The organism is Lacrimispora indolis DSM 755, from assembly GCF_000526995.1.
GTDB lineage: Bacteria > Bacillota > Clostridia > Lachnospirales > Lachnospiraceae > Lacrimispora > Lacrimispora indolis.
The window spans coordinates 6,233,957-6,251,732 of sequence record NZ_AZUI01000001.1 but is presented as its reverse complement, the minus strand read 5'-3'; the positions used below and the strand labels follow the sequence as shown (position 1 = coordinate 6,251,732).

The following is a 17,776-nucleotide window of genomic DNA, read 5'->3' as shown; positions in this document are numbered from 1 at the left end:
ATGATTATGAAAAAGAATGGTACGTTTATGGCGGCTGTTTGCGCCGGAATACTGTTTTCTTTCAGCGGCTTTGTGTCAGGCAGTAATATTGCTGCAGCGGACAGTACAGATGAAAGCATTGAGTGGAAGACTGTGGTGACCATTGAGGACGATGCGGTTCCTCTTTATTCAAAACCGGCCGGGAGCAATGTGAGAATCCCTCAGGCTCCGGGAACGGTCACCTATGGGAACGGCTCTGTGCTCATCGATGCTTCCAATACAAGCCATGGCTATGTGATGGTCCAGTACAGCGGAAATTCCTCCAAGATAAAGGTTCAGGTGATAAAAGGCGGAGGAGAGACGTATTCCTATGATTTAAATGCCAGATCCTCCTATGAGGTCTTCCCTCTGACGGAAGGAAACGGAAAATACACGGTCCGGGTTCTGGAGCAGGTACAGGGGACCCAATATGCCATAAAATCCAGCAGCGATATCAATGTGACCCTTGCAGATCAGTTTGATCCATTTCTTTACCCTAATCAGTATGTGAATTTTTCCGCGGGAAGTGCGGTGGTGAAAATGGGAGAGGAGCTGGCGGCTTCTGCAACCGATGACATTGGGGTTGTGACCAACGTTTATAATTTTGTAATCAAGAATTTCACTTACGATACGGCGCTGGCAAGCTCCGTTCAGTCCGGCTATCTGCCCAATGTGGATCAGGTGCTGGCTCAGAAAAAGGGGATCTGCTTTGACTATGCGGCAGTTATGACAGCAATGCTTCGTTCCCAGGATATCCCCACAAAGCTGGTGGTGGGCTATACGGGCAGCCTTTACCATGCGTGGGTCAATGTTTATATTGACGGCCAGGGCTGGGTAGACAATATCATCTATTTTGACGGATATGACTGGAAGCTTATGGACCCGACATTTGCATCTTCCGGAAACAGTGACCCGGCCATACAGCAATATATCACAAACAGCTCCAATTATAAGGCAAAATATACGTACTAAAGAACTTCATTTAAAGGAGATACAACAGATGAAAACGAAAGCGAAAAAGCCGTATTCCTCAAGGGAACTTTCCGCTTTCTGCCTTCAAATATCCATTCTTCTCCATGCTGCAATCCCTCTTGACGAGGGATTGTCTGTTATGGCGGAGGATGCGGTATGGGAGGAAGAGAAAAAGCTTCTTATACAGATGGCGGAGGAGGCGGAGCTGGGCATTCCTTTCTCGAAAGTGCTGGAAAATACAGGCGTTTATCCTTTCTATGTGATCCATATGGCAAAGCTGGGGGAGGAAACCGGGACCCTGGACCAGATCATGGAATCCCTGGCAGGATATTATGAAAAAGAACATACTCTTATGAAGAATATCAGGAATACCCTTACCTACCCGGTCATCATGATCTTTATGCTTTTGGTAGTCCTTCTTGTTTTATTCACCAAGGTTATGCCTATATTTGAAGATGTATACCAGCAGCTGGGGGCAGAGATGTCGCCGGTTTCTCTTGCTGCAACAAGACTTGGAGGTGCATTCTGCGCGGCTGCCCTGGCTCTTTCGGTCCTTCTGGCTCTTACGGCCGCCCTTTTGTGGCTCCTTAGCAGAAAAGGGAAAAGGTTCCTGATAACGGAACGGCTGATCCAGTGGCTGAAAAGAAGGAGCCGTATGGCCCTGGCAATAGCCAACCGGCGCTTTACTGCGGTTCTGGCCCTGACACTTCACAGCGGGCTTGATTTAGAAAAGGGCATGGAACTGGCAGGACAGCTGGTGGAGAATCGGGCCGTGGAAGAAAAGATCAGTGGCTGTGGCCGGGAGCTTGAGGCAGGAACCGACTATTATACCGCCATGAAAAATACAGGGCTGTTTAAGGGCTTTTATGCACAGATGATAAAGGTAGGAACCAGAAGCGGCCGCCTGGATCAGGTTATGGAGGAAATCTCCAGAAGCTATGAGGAAGAGGCGGATGCTGCCATGGAACACATGGTCAGCCGGTTCGAGCCCACGGTGGTGGCAGTGCTGGCCGTTGCAGTGGGGATGGTGCTTTTGTCTGTCATGCTTCCACTTGTCAGCGTTTTATCGGCGATCGGATAGGAGGACATCTGGATGAAGAAATGGAAAAGGTCTCCAAGGGAGGCTCTTGGCCAGCTGTTTTTCCTGGCAGCCTTTGCAGGCGTGCTGGTTCTTTTTGTGTCAGGAGTGCTCACTTTTTCTAATAAGGCCGATGCTAGGGGAGCGGAAACCCTTCGGGATGCCATACGAAGGGCTTCTGTGCAGTGTTATGCCATTGAGGGAAGATATCCGCCCAATGTGGAGTATCTGGAAGAAAATTATGGAATACAGATTGACAGGAATCGGTATGATGTGTTTTACAGCGGCTTTGCTTCCAATTTTATGCCGGATATTACAGTCAATCCCCAGGAACCATAACCGGGAGGTGGGCATTTGAACGGAAAAGAAAACCAGAGAGGCCAGATGGCAAATACTCTCTTTACCATATTGCTGTTTCTTGTATTTGTGCTCTGCGCTTTATTTTCGGTGCTCATCGGAGGCAAAGTCTATGAGAATATCAATGCCAGGGCAGAGGATAACTATCAAAAAGGCGTTGCCTTAAGCTACATAGCCAATAAGGTAAGGCAGGGGGATGAGGCCGGCCGGGTTTCTCTCACAGAGATGGCTGGGGTCCCTGTCCTTAAGCTGGAACAGAAGATTGAGGATTCGGTTTATGTGACCCATATTTATTACCTGGATGGCAGGCTGTGGGAATTGTTTACAGACGCAGAAAGCGGCCTGGGAGTGGGGGATGGAATTGAAATTCTGGAATGCAGTCCGGTTTCCATGGAAATGGATGGCAGACTCCTTCATATAATAACGGAAGGTGAGGGCGGAGGCAGCCTTTGGCTTTCCTTAAGAAGCGGAGGGGCGGAAGATGAATAGAAAACATCCTTCAGGCGTTTTTATGATGGAGATGATTGCCGTTGTTTTTTTCTTTATCCTTTGTGCGGGCATCTGTATAAAAACATTTGTAAAAGCGGATTTCATGAGCCGGGCGGCTGCGGATTTAAATCAGGGCGTGCTCATCGCCCAAAGCGTGGCAGAGGTCTGGAAAGGGGAGGGCACAGAGGGACTTGAAAAGAAGTTTCAGGCTCATAGGCTTAAGGCTGACCCTGATTCCTATACCATGGGATTTGACCGGGCCGGCAATCCCTGTGAAATAGAAAAAGCTGCCTTTGGTGTAAGCGCAGAAATTGCCGGGCCGGAGCAGGCGGAAGTAATTGTAAGCAGAAATGGGAAAAGGGTCTATTCTCTTACGGTGAAGAGACATGAAACCCAACATTGACGGAGGTGGAACCATGGCAAAACAGGAGAACAGATACAAGGCCAACATAGGCACTCCTTCCCTTATTCTCATATTTATTGTCATGTGCCTGATAACCTTTGGGCTGCTTTCCTTAAGCACCGCCAAAAGCGAGTGGAATCTGGCGGAGCGCAATGCTTTGGCTGTGACAGAGTATTACCGGGCAGATGGGGAGGGGGAAGCTTTTTATCAGATGGTTTTAAAACAGACGGCAGTGGTCCGGGAAAAAAGCCTGGATTCCCAGGAGAGGAAACGGCTTTTGGTCCGGGAGCTTGGAGAAGCCTATCATCCGGAGGAAGAAACCGTAACTGTGCAAATCCCAATGGAACGGTCCCAGGCCCTTTTTATAGAGCTGCTCTTACAGCCGGAGGAAAGGGAGGACATCCGGATATCCAAGTGGAAGATAATTCAGACAGAAGATTATGAAATTGATAATTCCATGCCCGTGTGGACAGGCGGAGAAATGAAAGATCAGGAGACTGGAAAATGAAGGTAATTGACTTGTTAAGTGCTGCTGTGGCCCAGAATGCATCAGATATTTTTCTGGTGCCTGGCATGCCGTTTTCATATAAAATAGGAAGCAGGATCGTATATCAGAATGAAGAAAAGCTGTTTCCCGTTCAAATGGAACAGCTGATCACGGAATTGTATGAGCTGGCTGGAAACCGGACAATGGAAAAGGTGCGGGAGCATGGAGATGATGATTTTTCCTTTGCCCTTCCCGGTGTCTCCAGGTTTCGTTCCAGCGTATTCCGTCAGAGAGGTTCTCTTGCGGCGGTGATCCGGGTGGTAACCTTTGAACTGCCTGATTACAGGGCGCTTCATATTCCTGAGACCGTTATGGAAATTGCCAGGATGACAAAAGGCTTTGTCCTGGTTACAGGGCCTGCCGGAAGCGGCAAGACCACCACTCTGGCCTGTATCATCGACAAAATCAACAATACACGCAACGCTCATGTGATCACCCTTGAAGATCCTCTTGAGTACCTTCACCGCCATAAACAGAGCGTGGTGACCCAAAGAGAGGTTACCACGGATACGGACAGCTATGTGACCGGTCTACGGGCGGCTCTTCGCCAGGCGCCTGATGTGATCCTTGTGGGAGAGATGAGGGATTATGAAACCATACGGATCGCCATGACGGCTGCCGAAACCGGCCATCTGGTGATCTCCACCCTTCATACGGTGGGAGCGGCCAATACCATTGACCGCATCATCGACAATTTTCCTCCCAATCAGCAGCAGCAGATCCGGATGCAGCTTTCCATGGTGGTTCAGGCAGTGGTTTCCCAGCAGCTCATTCCGGCTTTGGATGGCAGCGTTTATCCTGCATTTGAAATCATGTTTTTCAACAATGCCATCAGGAATATGATCCGCGAGTCCAAGACTCACCAGATCGATTCCGTGATCGCCACCGGCCAGGGAGAAGGTATGATCTCCATGGACGCCAGCCTTTTAAATTTATATAAAGATGGAAAGATCACCAGGGAAAACGCCATCATTTACAGCAGCAACAGTGAATTAATGATAAAAAAGATGGACCGGGGGCTGTAAGCGCGCATAGTTTCCATTTCAGGCAGATACACTATCCATAACAATGAGAGGAGAGTGGCAGGATTATGAGAACAGATAAAAGAAAGATTGTATTAGTAGGAACAGGCATGGTTGGGATGAGCTATGCCTACTGCCTTTTGAACCAGGGAGTTTGTGATGAACTGGTTCTCATCGATATTGACAGAAAACGGGCGGAAGGCGAGGCAATGGATCTAAACCATGGGCTCGCTTTTTCTGCCTCTCATATGAAGATCTATGCCGGAGAATACCGGGATTGTTCCGATGCAGACATTGTTGCGATCTGCGCAGGAGTTGCGCAGAAGCAGGGAGAGACAAGGCTTGACTTGTTAAAGCGCAATGCTTCTGTGTTTCAGTCCATTGTGCAGCCTGTGGCGGAATCCGGCTTTAACGGGATTTTCCTGGTAGCCACCAATCCGGTGGATATTATGACGAGAATCACTTATTCTCTGTCAGGCTTTAATCCCAAACGGGTGCTTGGAAGCGGCACTGCTCTGGATACTGCTCGCCTCCGGTATTTACTTGGCGAATCCTTGCGGGTGGATCCGAGAAATGTCCATGCCTATGTCATGGGTGAGCACGGGGACAGTGAGTTTGTACCCTGGAGCCAGGCCATGATCGCCACAAAGCCCATTTTGTCCCTTTGTGAAGAAGAGGAGGAATTGGTATGCAGGGAAGAGCTGAAACGGATCGAAGACGAAGTCCGGGGAGCCGCTTACCGGATCATTGAGGCCAAGCAGGCCACCTATTATGGGATTGGCATGGCCCTCACCAGGATCACCAGAGCTATTCTTGGAGATGAAAACAGCGTTTTTACGGTATCAGCCATGCTGCGGGGAGAATACGGGCAGTCGGAGGTTTATGCAGGAGTTCCCTGCATCATCAATAAAAACGGAATACAAAGAGTTCTTTCTCTGTCTCTGACGGAAGAAGAGAGAAAGCAGTTTCACAAATCCTGTGACACGCTTCGGGAAAGTTTTGAAGGAATTTTATAAAAACATGTGGAAGAGAATAGGAAACGGGAGGCCGGTTTTTCCTGTTCTCCTTCCCTTTCATGGCCATGGATATGAGTGTGATTGCAGGACAATAATTTTAAATTTTTGTTATTTTGTATTGTTTAGAAAAAATTTTAAAAAGCGTTGACAAACCGATTTTCCCATGCTATGATATACGAGGTTCAGGCGATGAACCAAAAAGATGCTGATGTGGCACAGGTGGTAGCGCACCTCATTGGTAGTGAGGAGGTCACGGGTCCGAGTCCCGTCATCAGCTCTGAAAACAAACGGGAAGTCTTAATAAAGAGGCTTCCCGTTTTTGTCATATGTAAAGGTTAAAGGAGAAAATCTTTAGCCTTAAGGTTGTGAATCAACTGGATATGCAAGCATATTCTTTTGATCCAAAAGGATACAAAAATGATGAAAAGGAGGCATATTGATATGGGAAAGCATAAAAAGAAGCACAAGAGTCCATGGTCCATATTCTTTCGGCCGATTAAAGTTATTCTTTTCGTGTTTCTGGGGATCATGGTTTTGGGCTGTCTGGCAGGCGGCGTGGTATTTTTAAAATATCAGAGTGAGATCATGGCTTGTAAAGAGAAGGCGGATGCCATCATGGACAAGACCGTCAAGACTGATTTTTCCCAGCCAACGGATACGAGAATTTATGATTCTGCCGGAACTCTGATCGGAACCATCAACTCCGGTCACTATGAATACGTTCCGATTTCAGAGATCAGCAAAAATCTGCAGAATGCCTACATTGCCCAGGAGGACAGAAGGTTTTATAAACACCATGGGATCGATTACATAGGCTTACTGCGTGCAGGCGTGGTATACGTAAAAAATAAGGGGGCAATCACCCAGGGTGGTAGTACCATCACCCAGCAGGTCATTAAGAACACCTATCTCACTCAGGAACAGACCTTCCAGAGAAAGCTGACGGAATTTTTTTCCGCTCCCCGTATGGAGGAGAAGTACTCAAAGTCAGACATCCTGGAATTTTACTGCAATACCAATTTCTTTGCAAACAGGTGCTACGGCGTATCCGAGGCCAGCCGCTATTATTTTGATAAGGAAGCAAAAGATCTGACTGTCTGGGAGGCGGCCACCCTGGCGGGCATCAGCAATAACCCGTCAAGGTATGATCCGGTTGCCCATCCGGAAACCTCAAAATGGAAGAGAGATCAGGTCATTGACAATATGGCTCTCAACAAATATATCTCCGAAGAGGAAAGGGATTATGCCAAGGCCCAGCCTTTGACAGTTGCTAAGATTTATGAGCCGGGAACAAAGGAGAATTACCTGACAAGCTATGCCATACACTGCGCCGCACTGGAACTGATGAAGAACGACGGCTTTGTTTTTCAGTATGTGTTTAACAATCAGGCCTCTTATGATTCCTATAAGGAAGAGTATCAGGAGCTTTATCAGGCTAAAAGCGATATGATCCGAAACGGTGGGTTTGAAATACGCACCAGTCTGGAAACATCGGTCCAGAACTCTCTGCAGGCGATCATTGATGAACGGCTGAAGGGCTTTAAGGATCTCCAGGAGAACGGTAAATTCGCCTTACAGGGGGCGGCGGTGTGCATTGATAACCAGACCGGATATGTGGTAGCCATTGTAGGAGGCAGGGGTACTGATGACGAGTACAACCGTGGATTTTTAAGCAAACGCCAGCCAGGGTCTACCATAAAGCCGCTGATTGACTATGCTCCTGCCTTTGAAACCGGATTTTATTATCCCTCCAGGCTGGTAAATGACCACTTATTTGACAAAGGTCCTAAAAACAGCGGAGGCAGCTATTATGGCAATGTTTCCGTGAGAGAGGCATTGAACCGCAGCTTAAATACGGTGGCCTGGCAGGTGCTGGGGGACATCGGCGTTAATACGGGTATCGGGTATCTGGGTAAAATGCATTTTGTTGGCTTAAGCTACCTGGATAACGGAAACAGCAGTATGAGTATCGGAGGTTTTACGGAAGGCGCCAGAGTGGTGGATATGGCAAAGGGATATTCTGTTCTGGCAAACAAGGGGATGTACAGCAATAGAACCTGTATTGTCAGCTTACAAAGCCAGTATGACGGTGAGATCTACAACGGAAATCAGGCAGATGAGAGAATATTTACGGAAGATACCGCTTATATGATCACCGATGTGTTAAAGGGGACCCTGGATAAGCCTTACGGCACAGGCTACGGCCTGGGGCTTGGCATTCCGGCTGCAGGAAAGACCGGGACTACCAACAGCAATAAGGATACCTGGTTTTGCGGGTACACCAAGCATTACACCACAGCTGTCTGGGTTGGATATGACACGCCTAAGGCAATGCCGGGAGTTTACGGAAAAACCTATTCAGGAAGGATCTGGCATGACTTTATGGCCGAAATAAACAACGGGCTTCCTGTTCTGGACTGGGATATGCCTGCAACAGTTTCCCTTTGGAATGTGGATTCCAGAGGGGAAAAAACAGACGCTGCAACAGGAAATAAGGACTTATTTTCCTCTGTGGCAGAGTCCGCAGCCAGATCCAATGGAAGTAAATGGAAGGAAGAGGAAGAGCGTAAAAAACTGGAGTCCCAGGCGCAGAAAAACTTAGAGGCTTCCCAGCAGGCATTGCAGGCTGTGGAGCAGGCGGCTGCCTCCCTCCAGTCCCTGATCGGGGAATTAACCGGCTTAAGCCACAGGGACAGCTCTACGGAAGAAAAAATAAGTACCGCTTACGGCTTATTAGACCAGCTGGTCAATACAGAATATTATGAAGGATTGAAGAGCCAGCTTGATGCGGCGGTGAGCCACGCAGAGTCCCTGCCAAAGCAGGAGGATTCCGGAGGAAACCCCCAGGAGATCGGTCCTGGAGTTACAAAGCCCAGAGAGACCACTGCCCCCGTTTTTCCGGGAGATTTTGATCCTGACGGAGAAAATTCCTCCGGAATTGGCCCCGCCGGCCCTGATTCCGGAGGGGTGGTAGTAGGCCCGGGGATGGAATAAAAGAGAAAAGTGTAATGGGGGTTGCTTTTTATGACGGCAGCTGTTATCCTTAATTAGGAAAATCATTAAGAAAGGAAGTGAACCGGAGTGGAAGGTCGAAGTCAGAAGATGGAAGCAGATAATGATCATAGGCGTATGGCAGTGAAGGCAGAATCCTATGCTTTGAGTCTGCTCTGGTTTCGCTGCCGTTAAAAGAGGAAAGTCTCTGCGTTTATGATAGCCATGGATTACAGGCAGGCTCTGTAATTATGGCTATTTTGCGTTGCCGGAAGTTTGGCAGGGCAGCATTAATTTTGCTTCCATAATAGCCGCGACGAAAAAAAGGTTCATATGGAGGAAGAGTGAAATGCAGGAAAATTACAATATGGAAGAGCTGTTGGAGCTGGCTGACAGCCGTCAGTTCCGAAAGCTGAAGGAAGTGCTGAAGGAATTTAATGAAGTGGATGTTGCCGCTTTTATTGAGGCGCTGGACTGGGAAAAAACAGTGGTGGTATTCCGGATGCTTCCAAAGGAAATGGCCAGTGATGTGATTGCATGCCTGGAAGTGGAGAAGCAGAAACACATTATAAACAGCATAACTGATCACGAACTGGGAACAATCGTAGAAGATTTATTTGTGGATGATGTGGTGGACATGCTGGAGGAGCTGCCTGCCAGCGTGGTAAAAAGAGTTTTGCAGAATGCCACTCCTGATACCAGAAAGCTGATCAACCAGTTTTTGAATTATCCGGAAAACAGCGCCGGAAGCATCATGACGGCTGAGTATGTGGGTCTAAAGAAGACCATGACCGTTGACCAGGCCTTTGATTATATCAGGAAGCATGGAGTGGATAAGGAAACCATTTACACCTGTTACGTGATGGATGCCACAAGAAAGCTGGAGGGGGTGGTCACGGTCAAGGACTTACTGATGAGCCCCTACGAGGTAGCCATCGGCGATATCATGGATACCCATGTGATAAAGGCAGTCACAACAGAGGACCAGGAGGAGGTGGCGGACAGCTTCCGGAAATACGGCCTTTTAAGTCTTCCGGTGGTGGATCACGAGGACCGGCTGGTGGGAATCGTTACCGTTGACGACGTTGTGGATGTCATGGAGCAGGAGGCTACTGAAGATTTTGAGAAAATGGCTGCCATGATCCCAAGCGAAAAGCCCTATTTAAAAACCAGCGTGTTCCAGCTGGCGAAAAACAGGATCATGTGGCTTCTCGTTCTGATGATCAGCAGCATGGTGACCGGAGGGATTCTGGCCAGATATGAGGCGGCCTTTGCGGTGATCCCTCTGCTTGTGACCTTTATTCCCATGCTTACGGATACGGGCGGCAATGCGGGAAGCCAGAGCAGCACCATGATCATCAGGGGAATGGCCGTGGGAGAGATCGGAACAAAGGATATTTTCCGCGTGGTCTTTAAGGAGCTAAAGGTGGCTATCCTGGTCGGACTGATTCTGGGGCTGGTGAATTATGTCCGCCTGATCCTCCTTTATCCGGGGCAGGAAATGCTTTGTCTGACAGTCATGCTGAGCCTTCTGGTCACAGTGATCCTGGCAAAGACCATCGGAGGAGTTCTTCCAATTGCAGCCAAGGTAGTTCATATGGACCCGGCGATCATGGCTGCTCCTCTCATCACCACCATTGTGGATGCGGTCAGCCTGATCATATATTTCCAGCTGGCATGCAGGCTTCTGGAATTATAATTGCTCCGGAAATTTCTGCTAAATCATTGTCTTTTCCAGTTGTTCGTTATATAATGTACTATACGGCTTTGGCGGCCCATCACGAGAAAGAAGATATAGGAGTGTGTTCACATGAGTAAAATAAGAACAAGATACGCACCAAGCCCTACAGGACGTATGCACGTAGGGAATTTAAGAACCGCATTATATGCTTACCTGATTGCAAAACATGAAGGCGGCGATTTCCTTCTGCGCATCGAAGATACGGATCAGGAACGTTTTGTGGAAGGTGCTGTCGGGATTATTTATAGAACTTTACAAGAGACAGGTCTTAACCATGATGAAGGACCGGACAAGGATGGCGGCGTAGGTCCTTACGTACAAAGTGAGCGCCAGGCCTCCGGAATTTATCTGGAATATGCAAAAAAGCTTGTGGAAAAAGGAGAGGCTTATTACTGCTTCTGCACCCAGGAAAGACTGGATTCCTTAAAAAAAACAGTGGAAGGCCAGGAGATCATGACTTATGACAAGCACTGCCTCCATCTCTCCAAAGAAGAAGTGGAAGCCAGCTTAGGGGCAGGTATGCCTTATGTCATCCGTCAGAACAATCCAACAGAAGGAACCACAGCCTTCCATGACGAAATATATGGAGACATTTCCGTGGACAACTCAGAGCTTGATGATATGGTTCTGATCAAATCCGACGGATTCCCCACTTACAATTTTGCAAATGTGGTGGATGACCATCTTATGGGAATCACTCATGTAGTGAGAGGCAATGAATACTTATCCTCCTCTCCAAAATACAACCGCCTTTACAGCGCCTTTGGCTGGGAGGTCCCTGTATATGTCCACTGCCCCCTGATCACCAACGAAGAGCACAAGAAGCTGAGCAAAAGAAGCGGTCATTCCTCCTATGAGGATCTGATCATGCAGGGCTTTATTTCTGAGGCTGTTGTGAATTATGTGGCTCTTTTAGGCTGGTCCCCTGTAGGCAACCAGGAGATTTTCTCCCTGGATGACCTGATCAGGGAATTTGATTACCACAATATCAGCAAATCCCCGGCTGTTTTCGACATGACAAAACTGCGGTGGATGAACGGTGAATATATGAAGGCCATGGATTTTGACCGTTTCTATGAACTGGCAGAGCCTTATTTGAAGGCAGTGATCAATAAAAATCTGGATTTAAAGAAGATTGCAGCCATGGTCAAGACCAGGATCGAGGTTTTTCCGGAAATTGCAGATCACATTGACTTTTTTGAAGCTCTTCCGGAATACGAGCTTTCCATGTACACCAATAAAAAAATGAAGACAGGCAGCGAGACTTCCCTTTCTGTACTGCAGGAAGTGGTTCCCATTCTGGAAGCCCAGGAGGATTACAGCAATGATGCGCTTTATGAGACGCTTTCAAAGTACGTTTCCGAAAAGGGGTATAAAACCGGTTTTGTCATGTGGCCCATCCGCACTGCGGTTTCAGGAAAGCAGATGACTCCGGCAGGTGCTACTGAGATCATGGAGGTCCTTGGCAAGGAAGAATCCCTGGCGAGAATAAGAAAGGGAATCCAACTTTTAAGCAATGGGGCTCAATAGGTTATATTATGAAAACAAAAAGATGTTTTCATAATCGGATGGACGGGGCAAAGAACGCCCCTTTTATCTGAACTTGCGTTGCAAGTTCAGATAAGCTATAATATAGAAGCAGAGGCTCAGGATCAACCGGGCCCTGCTTTTCTTTTGGTCATGGTATGGGCTGAAACCCAATTGTGCTTGATTCATTAGGAGGGAAAATTATGAAAGAACAGGTCATATATGAGGGAGCGCAGAAGGAGGCGGTTCTTCATAACAAAGGGCCTATGATGGTCCTTGCCGGGCCGGGATCAGGAAAGACATTTACCATCACTCACCGGATATGCTATTTGATTGAACGGTACGGAGTGGATCCTTCCAATATTCTTGTTATCACATTCACAAAGGCTGCGGCAAGGGAGATGAAGGAGCGTTTTGAAAGCCTTGTGGGCGGCAGGCCGTCTGCGGTCAGCTTTGGAACCTTTCATGCCATATTTTTCAGGATCTTAAAGTTCGCCTACCGGTACGATGCCAGCAGCATCGTGAGGGAGGAGCAGAAGATTCAGTACATAAAAGAAGCCATGGACAAGTGTCAGGTGGAGGTGGAGGATGAGGCGGAATTTGTGACCTCCATCCTGTCGGAAATCAGCTCCGTAAAGGGAGATATGATCGATTTAAATCATTATTATTCTAAAAACTGCTCTGAGGAGATATTTAAGCAGCTTTATCTTGCGTATGAAGACAGGCTTCGCAGGGCCAATCTCATTGATTTTGATGACATGATGGTGATGTGCTATGAATTGTTCGTCCAAAGAAAGGACATCCTGGAAGCATGGCAGAAAAAGTACCAATATATCCTGGTGGATGAGTTTCAGGATATTAACCGGGTGCAGTATGAGATCGTCCGGATGCTTGCCGCACCGGAAAATAATCTGTTTATCGTAGGGGATGACGACCAGTCCATATACCGTTTCCGGGGAGCAAAGCCGGAAATCATGCTGGGCTTTGAAAAGGATTATGAGGGAGCAAAAAAGGTCCTTTTGAATATGAATTTCCGGAGCACAAGAGAGATCGTGGAGACAGCAGGAAGGCTGATCGCTCATAATGAGCTGCGTTTTCCTAAAAAGATCATCACGAAAAAAGGACCTGGAAAGCCTGTGGTCACAAGAGTCTGGCAGGATCCCCAGGAGGAGACCATGGAAATCGTCAGGGAGATCATGGCTTATGCAAAGGCCGGGTTTGAATGGCAGGATATTGCAGTTCTTTACAGAACGAATTTAGGCCCCAGACTGCTGATCGAAAAGCTTATGGAATATAATATCCCGTTTACCATGAAGGATTCCGTTCCCAATCTATACGACCACTGGATCGCCAAAAACATAATTTCCTATATTCATGTGGCCTCCGGTGAATTATCCAGGGCCAATGCACTCCAGATCCTTAACCGCCCCAACCGTTACATCAGCCGTGATGCGGTTGAAACCAGTCCGGTGAACTGGGAATCGGTGAAATCTTTTTACCAGGATAAGGGCTGGATGGTGGAGCGGATCGAACAGCTGGAATATGATTTAAAAATGATCAGGAACATGGCTCCCGTGGCTGCTGTAAACTATATCAGGAAGGCGGTGGGATATGACGATTATATCCGGGAATATGCCCAGTACCGAAGGATGAAGCCGGAGGAGCTTTTGGAGGTTTTAGACCAGCTTCAGGAAAGTGCAGCCGGTTATCCCACCACGGAGGAATGGTTCTGCCATATGAAGGAATATGGGGAGGAGTTAAAAGCCCAGGCTCAGTCAGGGGAAGGAAGAACCAAGGGAGTCGCCCTTATGACCATGCACAGCGCCAAAGGGCTGGAATACCGGATCGTCTATATTTTAGATGCCAATGAGGGCGTAACGCCTCATCACAAGGCAGTTCTTCCTGCTGATATGGAGGAGGAGAGGCGGATGTTTTACGTGGCAATGACAAGGCCAAAGGAACGTCTTCACGTCAATTATGTGCGGGAGAGATACAGCAAAAAGCAGGAGGTTTCCCGTTTTGTCCGGGAATATTTAGGGCGGGATTGACAAGGAATAAGGGAATACCCTGCGTGCATACCTTTATGTCCTGAAAATATGGACAATAGTAAGGCAAGGAGGAGATGAAATGAAGTCCTGTATACACATATACTGCGGAGATGGAAAGGGAAAGACAACGGCGGCCATAGGACTGGCTGTGCGCGCCTGCGGATGCGGGAAAAAGGTGCTTATTACCCGATTCTTGAAGACCGATCATTCCGGTGAAGTAAAGGCATTAGGCGGGCTTGATCATATTACAGTCACACCCTGTGAACGAAGCTTTGGCTTTTTTTCAAAGATGTCCCCTGAACAGAAAACGGAAGCTGAAATCTATTATTCCCAGCTGTTAGAGACGACCTTGAATAAGGCGGCAACAGAGGATTTTCAACTGCTTGTTTTAGATGAGATCATGGCTGTGTGCAATTTCGGTCTTGTGGAAGAAAGGAAGGTTCTGGAGTTTCTTTCTTCGCGCCCGGAAGGGCTTGAGGTGGTACTTACAGGGCGGGATCCGTCGGAAAAGCTTGTAGAAATGGCGGATTATGTGTCGGAAATCAGGAAGGTAAAGCATCCTTACGACAGGGGAATTTCGGCAAGGCAGGGAATTGAATATTAAAAAGAAAATCCCTTGATTTTTGCCGGATAGTTTGATAGAGTGGAAACAGGTGCAGATGAATGCGCCATACAACTAGATTAAGAAAAAGAGAGGTATCGGGATGGCACAGGATCCTAATTTAGAGCGGGATGATATGGAACCCCAGGAGGAAATGACAGTTACACTGACCCTTGATGACGGATCAGAACTGGAGTGCGTAGTACTTACCATTTTCACAGCAGGAGAAAGAGATTATATTGCACTGCTTCCTATGAACGGCCCTGAGGCAGAAGAAGGAGAAGTTTATCTGTACCGTTATTTTGAGAAAGAGGACGGACAGCCGAATCTTGAAAATATTGAAGATGATGAAGAATATGAGATCGTTGCGGATGCCTTTGATGAATTACTGGACGAAGCGGAATACGACGAGCTGGTAGGCGAAGACGAGGAGTAAACAAAGAAAAAGCCGGGGCAGGTCCTTTCTAAGGGACTGGTCCCGGTTTTGAGATTTGGGCGGGCAGTGAGCCGAACAAATATGCTTGCATATTCATTTGGCGTATACCGCATCAACAAAGAAAAACGTAATGATCAAACCTTACAGATCATAGAATAGTACTGAAAATAGAAGCAAGTACAACAAGTATTACAATCTATCAAAGTTGCGTTCTATATACTACTATTATTGTATCTATGGGAAGTGAGGGGTATCTGTATGGACAACGAGGCGGTACTTAAGAAAATTGAGGAAATCAACAGAAGCAAAGAGTGGTCTATGTACAGGCTGTCAAAAGAAAGCGGGATCGCTCAGTCCACATTGTCCAGTTTGTTTGGCAGGAGGGCCAATATCAGCCTTCCGAAACTTGGCAGGATCTGTCAGGCCTATGGCATTAAAATGTCGGATTTCTTTTCTTTACTGGAGGAGGAGGCGGAAGACGGAGATCCTTGTCAGAAGGATTATGAAATCATTGAGATGGTCCAGAAAGCGGCAACCCTGTCAAATAATAACAGGCGGCTTTTGCGGTCCATGATCATTTTGATGGAAGAACTGGAAAGAGAAAATAAAAGAAAAGGAGAACGGTAAAATGGAAAAGATTGTTGACGCCAGAGGTCTTACATGTCCTCAGCCGGTGATCAAGGCAAAAGAGGCATTAAAGAATATGGCAGAAGGAACTTTAAAGGTTCTTGTGGACAATGAAATTGCAGTCCAGAATGTGATGAAGCTGGGAAAATACGAGGGACTTGCTCCTGTTTCTGAAAAAAAAGGGGAAGAAGAATTTGAGATCCTGTTCCATGTGGACAAAAAATCAGGAGATACGGAAGAGACAGCGCCTGAGGCAGAATGCATTCCCGATGCCAGGAAAAAGGGCCTTGTGGCCGTGCTTTCATCCGATCAGATGGGGGGAGGCAACGAAGAGCTTGGACGACTTCTGATGAAGGGCTTTGTTTACGCTCTTACCCAGCTGGACGAGCTTCCTGAGACAGTTTTGATTTACAACGGCGGAGCTAAATTGTCTGTGGAGGGATCCCAGTCCCTTGAGGATTTAAAGACTCTGGAAGCCCAGGGAGTGGAGGTACTCACTTGCGGGACTTGTCTGAATTACTATGGATTAACGGACCAGCTGAGAGTTGGTTCCGTAACCAATATGTACGAAATTGTGGAAAAAATGGCAGGTGCCCGGGTAGTGGTCAGGCCTTAAGAATCTCAGGTTTTTCATGTAAGAGATGGTTTTTATTGACAAAACATGGGTTTCGTTCTATAATTCACTCAGCTAATTTTAAACATCACAGGCAGGCTTGATTTGTTGTCACCGTTTTATTTGTTTGAGGAGGAGAATTATGGAAAACAATAAAAGTGCAGGAAAAAGACCAGTAAAAGCCGCAGAAGAGAAAGCAGTTGGAAAAGCAACAGCTAAGAAAGCAGCGGCAGCAGCCCAGGTGAGTAAAGTGAAGGTACAGGAAGAGAAAGAGAGCGCTGCTGTCAAGAAGGCACCTGTGAAAAAAAGTGCTGCGCCAAGGAAAACAACTGCAAAGAAGACAGAGCCGGAAGTAACCTTATTCATTGAATATTCCGGAAAACAGATTGCTGCAGGAGAAGTGGTGGAAGCGGTTAAAAAGGATTATCTGTCAAAACAGGAAGGTGCTGCAGTAAAAACCATTGAAGTATACGTAAAACCGGAAGAAAATACTGCTTATTATGCTGTGAACGGGGAAGGCTCCGACCAGTATAAGATCATGTTGTAGTATTCCGCCCTCGCCCCGGTATGATTTTACATACGGGGAGGTCCGGAAAAATGGAAGTGCCCGTAAGAAGTTTTCTTTCTTCCGGGTACTTTCCTTTTTATGATCATGGTTTTACTTATCTCCACAGGAGCCTTGGAGCACAGATCCTTTGGTAAAGTTTTTGCAGCAGGATGGTGCTGGAAAGGATGAAGAAGATTTCCAGCACAGTGCTCACGATCCCGGTGAGGAAAAAGAGGAAAGCGGACATGGCTGTTATCATCAGCAGGCAGTGGAGATAGGGCCGGTAAACCTCCTGATTCATGCAGTAAAGCTTCCAGATGATCATATAGAGGCAGATCAGAAGAGAAATCGATGCCAAAAAGGACAAAATAACATGGAGCACCGCATGAAAAGGCTGGGAATCCGGCAGGTAAGGGGTGATGACCGCCATAGCCAGGAAAAAAAAGGCAAAGTTGCTGACAGCGGTTTCCTTTTTGTTTCTGGGAAGTCCGCCTATGATCCGCTTTAAGACATAATAAAAATATGTTCCTACTATGATGCCCCACAGGAGAAACAGATTTTTTCTGGCGGACAAGCTTCCTAATACGGAAAAATTCAAAGTGAACCAATCAGTTCCCCAGGCAAACAAAACAGTATATATGGGAATAATAAAATAAGCGGTAATGGTTATTAAGGACATAAGGCACCTCCGAAGTTCGTCTCTTTCTATTTTGGCATTTACTTCGGAAAATAATAATAAACAA

The 17,776-nt window shown here is 47.2% G+C and carries 18 protein-coding genes and 1 tRNA gene; 18 read left to right on the top strand and 1 reads right to left on the bottom strand.

Annotated features, from left to right (window positions below; translation table 11 throughout):
* Positions 1-6 precede the first annotated feature (6 nt).
* From K401_RS0130265 to K401_RS0130180, 18 genes are all read left to right on the top strand, one after another.
* The gene (locus K401_RS0130265) at positions 7-990 is read left to right on the top strand and encodes a transglutaminase-like domain-containing protein (protein WP_024296472.1); all 984 of its coding nucleotides are present in this window, start codon (positions 7-9) and stop codon (positions 988-990) included.
* Between the two features lie 28 nt (positions 991-1,018).
* Complete coding sequence (locus tag K401_RS0130260) at positions 1,019-2,071, top strand: type II secretion system F family protein (protein WP_024296471.1); 1,053 nt, start codon at positions 1,019-1,021, stop codon at positions 2,069-2,071.
* Between the two features lie 12 nt (positions 2,072-2,083).
* Complete coding sequence (locus K401_RS0130255) at positions 2,084-2,407, top strand: hypothetical protein (RefSeq protein WP_156945330.1); 324 nt, start codon at positions 2,084-2,086, stop codon at positions 2,405-2,407.
* 15 nt (positions 2,408-2,422) lie between these two features.
* A complete protein-coding gene (locus K401_RS0130250) occupies positions 2,423-2,914 on the top strand; it encodes a DUF4860 domain-containing protein (protein WP_024296469.1) in 492 nt (163 codons plus the stop codon).
* Positions 2,907-3,317 (top strand): hypothetical protein, encoded by a 411-nt coding sequence (locus K401_RS0130245; protein ID WP_024296468.1) that lies wholly within the window; start codon positions 2,907-2,909, stop codon positions 3,315-3,317. The genes K401_RS0130250 and K401_RS0130245 overlap by 8 nt, the downstream gene beginning before the upstream one ends.
* 13 nt (positions 3,318-3,330) lie before the next feature.
* Positions 3,331-3,825 carry a hypothetical protein gene (locus tag K401_RS0130240; RefSeq protein WP_024296467.1) on the top strand — a complete coding sequence of 165 codons (495 nt, stop codon included), beginning with the start codon at positions 3,331-3,333 and terminating at the stop codon, positions 3,823-3,825.
* Positions 3,822-4,889 (top strand): type IV pilus twitching motility protein PilT, encoded by a 1,068-nt coding sequence (locus tag K401_RS0130235; RefSeq protein ID WP_024296466.1) that lies wholly within the window; start codon positions 3,822-3,824, stop codon positions 4,887-4,889. The genes K401_RS0130240 and K401_RS0130235 overlap by 4 nt, the downstream gene beginning before the upstream one ends.
* A 65-nt stretch (positions 4,890-4,954) precedes the next feature.
* Positions 4,955-5,902, top strand: coding sequence for an L-lactate dehydrogenase (locus tag K401_RS0130230; RefSeq protein ID WP_024296465.1), 948 nt, complete (start codon positions 4,955-4,957; stop codon positions 5,900-5,902).
* Between the two features lie 204 nt (positions 5,903-6,106).
* Positions 6,107-6,179, top strand: a tRNA-Thr gene (locus K401_RS0130225).
* A 164-nt stretch (positions 6,180-6,343) separates the two neighbouring features.
* Positions 6,344-8,896 (top strand): transglycosylase domain-containing protein, encoded by a 2,553-nt coding sequence (locus K401_RS0130220; protein WP_029701102.1) that lies wholly within the window; start codon positions 6,344-6,346, stop codon positions 8,894-8,896.
* Between the two features lie 346 nt (positions 8,897-9,242).
* Positions 9,243-10,592 (top strand): magnesium transporter, encoded by a 1,350-nt coding sequence (mgtE, locus tag K401_RS0130215; protein ID WP_024296463.1) that lies wholly within the window; start codon positions 9,243-9,245, stop codon positions 10,590-10,592.
* A gap of 111 nt (positions 10,593-10,703) precedes the next feature.
* On the top strand, positions 10,704-12,164 hold the full coding sequence (gltX, locus tag K401_RS0130210; protein ID WP_024296462.1) for a glutamate--tRNA ligase: 1,461 nt from the start codon (positions 10,704-10,706) through the stop codon (positions 12,162-12,164).
* Positions 12,165-12,364: 200 nt separating this feature from the next.
* The gene (locus K401_RS0130205) at positions 12,365-14,209 is read left to right on the top strand and encodes an ATP-dependent helicase (RefSeq protein ID WP_024296461.1); all 1,845 of its coding nucleotides are present in this window, start codon (positions 12,365-12,367) and stop codon (positions 14,207-14,209) included.
* Positions 14,210-14,288: 79 nt separating this feature from the next.
* Positions 14,289-14,813, top strand: coding sequence for a cob(I)yrinic acid a,c-diamide adenosyltransferase (locus tag K401_RS0130200; protein ID WP_024296460.1), 525 nt, complete (start codon positions 14,289-14,291; stop codon positions 14,811-14,813).
* Positions 14,814-14,913: 100 nt separating this feature from the next.
* The gene (locus K401_RS0130195) at positions 14,914-15,246 is read left to right on the top strand and encodes a DUF1292 domain-containing protein (RefSeq protein ID WP_024296459.1); all 333 of its coding nucleotides are present in this window, start codon (positions 14,914-14,916) and stop codon (positions 15,244-15,246) included.
* Positions 15,247-15,504: 258 nt separating this feature from the next.
* Positions 15,505-15,873, top strand: a complete 369-nt coding sequence (locus K401_RS32190; protein ID WP_024296458.1) for a helix-turn-helix domain-containing protein — start codon at positions 15,505-15,507, stop codon at positions 15,871-15,873.
* Between the two features lies 1 nt (position 15,874).
* Positions 15,875-16,489: a sulfurtransferase-like selenium metabolism protein YedF gene (yedF, locus tag K401_RS0130185; RefSeq protein WP_024296457.1), complete on the top strand. Its 615-nt coding sequence runs from the start codon at positions 15,875-15,877 to the stop codon at positions 16,487-16,489.
* A 139-nt stretch (positions 16,490-16,628) separates the two neighbouring features.
* On the top strand, positions 16,629-17,033 hold the full coding sequence (locus tag K401_RS0130180) for a DUF6465 family protein (protein WP_024296456.1): 405 nt from the start codon (positions 16,629-16,631) through the stop codon (positions 17,031-17,033).
* A gap of 115 nt (positions 17,034-17,148) precedes the next feature.
* Here the strand turns inward: K401_RS0130180 and K401_RS0130175 are convergent, their stop codons facing one another.
* Complete coding sequence (locus K401_RS0130175) at positions 17,149-17,712, bottom strand: hypothetical protein (RefSeq protein WP_024296455.1); 564 nt, start codon at positions 17,710-17,712, stop codon at positions 17,149-17,151.
* Between the last annotated feature and the right edge of the window lie 64 nt (positions 17,713-17,776).

What these genes read in the sequence shown, in the direction of transcription:
- K401_RS0130265 (WP_024296472.1), top strand. Translation starts at nt 7, where the DNA reads ATGAAAAAGAATGGTACGTTTATGGCGGCTGTTTGCGCCGGAATACTG.
- K401_RS0130260 (WP_024296471.1), top strand. Translation starts at nt 1,019, where the DNA reads ATGAAAACGAAAGCGAAAAAGCCGTATTCCTCAAGGGAACTTTCCGCT.
- K401_RS0130255 (WP_156945330.1), top strand. Translation starts at nt 2,084, where the DNA reads ATGAAGAAATGGAAAAGGTCTCCAAGGGAGGCTCTTGGCCAGCTGTTT.
- K401_RS0130245 (WP_024296468.1), top strand. Translation starts at nt 2,907, where the DNA reads ATGAATAGAAAACATCCTTCAGGCGTTTTTATGATGGAGATGATTGCC.
- K401_RS0130240 (WP_024296467.1), top strand. Translation starts at nt 3,331, where the DNA reads ATGGCAAAACAGGAGAACAGATACAAGGCCAACATAGGCACTCCTTCC.
- K401_RS0130235 (WP_024296466.1), top strand. Translation starts at nt 3,822, where the DNA reads ATGAAGGTAATTGACTTGTTAAGTGCTGCTGTGGCCCAGAATGCATCA.
- K401_RS0130230 (WP_024296465.1), top strand. Translation starts at nt 4,955, where the DNA reads ATGAGAACAGATAAAAGAAAGATTGTATTAGTAGGAACAGGCATGGTT.
- K401_RS0130220 (WP_029701102.1), top strand. Translation starts at nt 6,344, where the DNA reads ATGGGAAAGCATAAAAAGAAGCACAAGAGTCCATGGTCCATATTCTTT.
- mgtE (WP_024296463.1), top strand. Translation starts at nt 9,243, where the DNA reads ATGCAGGAAAATTACAATATGGAAGAGCTGTTGGAGCTGGCTGACAGC.
- gltX (WP_024296462.1), top strand. Translation starts at nt 10,704, where the DNA reads ATGAGTAAAATAAGAACAAGATACGCACCAAGCCCTACAGGACGTATG.
- K401_RS0130205 (WP_024296461.1), top strand. Translation starts at nt 12,365, where the DNA reads ATGAAAGAACAGGTCATATATGAGGGAGCGCAGAAGGAGGCGGTTCTT.
- K401_RS0130200 (WP_024296460.1), top strand. Translation starts at nt 14,289, where the DNA reads ATGAAGTCCTGTATACACATATACTGCGGAGATGGAAAGGGAAAGACA.
- K401_RS0130195 (WP_024296459.1), top strand. Translation starts at nt 14,914, where the DNA reads ATGGCACAGGATCCTAATTTAGAGCGGGATGATATGGAACCCCAGGAG.
- K401_RS32190 (WP_024296458.1), top strand. Translation starts at nt 15,505, where the DNA reads ATGGACAACGAGGCGGTACTTAAGAAAATTGAGGAAATCAACAGAAGC.
- yedF (WP_024296457.1), top strand. Translation starts at nt 15,875, where the DNA reads ATGGAAAAGATTGTTGACGCCAGAGGTCTTACATGTCCTCAGCCGGTG.
- K401_RS0130180 (WP_024296456.1), top strand. Translation starts at nt 16,629, where the DNA reads ATGGAAAACAATAAAAGTGCAGGAAAAAGACCAGTAAAAGCCGCAGAA.
- K401_RS0130175 (WP_024296455.1), bottom strand. Translation starts at nt 17,712, where the DNA reads ATGTCCTTAATAACCATTACCGCTTATTTTATTATTCCCATATATACT.